Genomic DNA, 1,900 nt, shown 5'->3' on the forward strand with positions numbered 1-1,900 from the left:
AGCTCTATCGGTACTCATGGTCAAGGAATTCAGCGAGGGTAGATTTGAGCAAGTCTACGCGATGGGGATGGTTTTGAGTGTCTTCGCTTTCGCCGTACTCATTGTCTACTACGCGCTAACATCCAAGGTTGGTGCGATTGGCGAGAAAGGGCAAGACTGATGTTTGAACCCCCTCCTGCTACAGCACCAATAATGCGACGGCGCAGGTTTACGGTCGAGGATCGCATACTCGTTTCGATAGGCCTCTACGGAACATTATCGCTTGCCATCGGACTGCCACTTGTTCTCATGTTCCTGTGGAGTATCGCCGACGGATGGCCGGCGCCGCGACTGTTTCCTTCGAGTTTCACGACAGCACGCTGGGCCAGTGTCTTGGCGGACGATGGCTTGGCGGTGGCGCTCTTCAACAGCTTCTTTATCGCCGTGGTCGTAACGGCTGCGACCGCATTGCTCGCACTTCCGACCGCATGGGCAATGGCGCGCTTTCCATTCCGTTTAAAGCGGCTTGTGGAGATATTCGTGCTGGCCCCGATGATTGTTCCCGGTCTGGTCGTCGCGATCGGCATTGGCAAAGTCTTTCTCAAAATCGGGCTCTCCTACTCCATCCTCGGCGTGATCCTTGTGCAAATCGTCGGCACGTTGCCGCTTATGATCCGTCTGCTGACTGCAACGCTTGAAGGTATTCCCACCGAGCTTATCAATGCCGCCCGCTCCTTGGGAGCTGGAACAACAAGCATCATCTTGCACATCATATTGCCACTTGCCGTTCCAGGTCTCCTGGCTGGCAGCCTTTTGTCGTTCATCGGAAGTTTCGAAGAGTTCGAAAAGTCGTTTATCGTGGGGGCACCTGTCGTTCAAACACTTCCGATTAGGCTGTATATGTATCTCGACCCATATGCGATGCAAATTCCATTGGCATCAATTGTTGCATTTATCCTTCTCATGCCAGCTTTGGCAGTCTTCGTTCTAGCCGGGCGCGTTGTACGGGATGACATTATGGCGGCCGGTATGGGCAAGATATGAATGCGCGGGTATCTCTTGCACGTGGTGCCAAAGAAGTGATGCGATCCGTCAAAGTCTTAGCTGAATCAACACGATGGGGCGAATGTGGTGCAGATTGCAGAGTAAAGCCGGACGACCAGCTAACGGTGCGAACGGCAGCTTGAAGGCGCCTTGCTGAACGGCCGATTTGGGACCGCTAGCAGACAGGCCGCTTTTGCGATGATCGACAAAATGGCAGACTTTACATCCGCCGTCATGCGGTCGGTTGGCCAAGAAAGCGAGACTCTACGGCTACCGCTGGAACACCGCCCGCATGGCTATTCGGCTGCTATTCCGATACCGGATCTGTTTCCGAGCAGAACGGCGATCCCGTTGACGGCCTGCGCCGCCCGCTTCAGGATAAGTTCGGACCGAAGCACACCATCGGTAAAATCCTTGTCGGTGGCATAGACAGCCGTCGGCAGCGTGAAGGCTTCGAAGAAGCCGAACAGCGGCCGCAGTTGGTGCTCCACGACCAGGGCATGACGCTCACCACCTCCGGTCGCGGTCAGCAGCACGGGCTTGCCCCTCAGCGCCGACGGATCGATCAGGTCGAAGAAATGCTTGAACAGCCCGGTATAGCTGCCTTTGTAGGTCGGCGAGCCGACGACGAGCACGTCGGCTGCAATGACCTGCGTCAGGATCGCCTGCCCCCGGTCATCGAGATCGCGCGACCGTTTGGCTGCGCCTAGCGACGGGCCGACATCGTCGATGTCATAGGTGTGCCCCGTCAGGCCATGGCGCGTGGCGATGTCCTGGACGACGAGATCGACGAAACTGCGCGTCTTCGACGGGCGGGTGATGTTGCCGGAAAAGCCGACGATTGCTGGGCTGGACATGGAACGGACCTCCAAGGGTG

The 1,900-nt window shown here is 56.8% G+C and carries 2 protein-coding genes; one reads left to right on the plus strand and one right to left on the minus strand.

Going from position 1 to position 1,900, the window contains the following annotated elements; all coding sequences use genetic code 11:
• The first annotated feature begins 159 nt into the window (after positions 1-159).
• The gene (locus E5X34_RS32500; RefSeq protein WP_366664950.1) at positions 160-1,023 is read left to right on the plus strand and encodes an ABC transporter permease; all 864 of its coding nucleotides are present in this window, start codon (positions 160-162) and stop codon (positions 1,021-1,023) included.
• A 296-nt stretch (positions 1,024-1,319) separates the two neighbouring features.
• Here E5X34_RS32500 and msuE read toward each other — a convergent pair whose 3' ends face one another.
• Positions 1,320-1,880 (minus strand): FMN reductase, encoded by a 561-nt coding sequence (gene msuE, locus E5X34_RS32505; protein WP_292573301.1) that lies wholly within the window; start codon positions 1,878-1,880, stop codon positions 1,320-1,322.
• Positions 1,881-1,900 lie beyond the last annotated feature (20 nt).

Origin of the sequence: Mesorhizobium sp., from assembly GCF_004963255.1 — a bacterium.
GTDB lineage: Bacteria > Pseudomonadota > Alphaproteobacteria > Rhizobiales > Rhizobiaceae > Mesorhizobium.